The 638-nt window shown below is 57.5% G+C and carries 1 protein-coding gene; it reads left to right on the top strand.

The genetic code is table 11. The annotated features are described in order from the left end of the window. Positions 1-3 precede the first annotated feature (3 nt). On the top strand, positions 4-638 hold a 635-nt coding region (locus KO538_RS29025; protein ID WP_219330441.1), incomplete at its 3' end, for a GTP-binding protein.

The following is a 638-nucleotide window of genomic DNA, read 5'->3' as shown; positions in this document are numbered from 1 at the left end:
AAAATGGCAAAAGGTAAATTCGAACGGACCAAGCCGCACGTCAACGTCGGCACCATCGGCCACGTCGACCACGGTAAAACCACGCTGACCGCTGCAATCGCAACGGTTCTGTCGAAGAAATTCGGCGGCGAAGCTAAAGCATACGACCAGATCGATGCAGCACCAGAAGAAAAAGCGCGCGGTATCACGATCAACACCGCCCACGTCGAGTACGAAACGGAAACGCGTCACTACGCGCACGTTGACTGCCCAGGCCACGCCGATTACATCAAAAACATGATTACCGGTGCAGCCCAGATGGACGGCGCGATCCTGGTGTGCTCCGCAGCTGACGGCCCAATGCCACAGACCCGCGAACACATCCTGCTGGCCCGCCAAGTTGGCGTTCCATACATCATCGTGTTCCTGAACAAGTGCGACCTGGTCGACGACGCAGAGCTGCTGGAACTGGTTGAAATGGAAGTGCGCGAGCTGTTGTCGAAGTACGAATTCCCAGGCGACGACCTGCCAATCATCAAAGGTTCGGCACGTATGGCGCTGGAAGGCAAAGAAGGCGAAATGGGCGTTGACGCAGTGCTGCGTCTGGCCGATGCGCTGGATGCTTACATCCCAACGCCAGAGCGCGCTGTTGACGGTGC

The sequence above is a fragment of the Janthinobacterium sp. NKUCC08_JDC genome (genome assembly GCF_019345575.1).
In the GTDB taxonomy this organism is placed as follows: domain Bacteria; phylum Pseudomonadota; class Gammaproteobacteria; order Burkholderiales; family Burkholderiaceae_D; genus Janthinobacterium; species Janthinobacterium aestuarii.
This window is presented reverse-complemented; position numbering and strand designations above follow the sequence as displayed.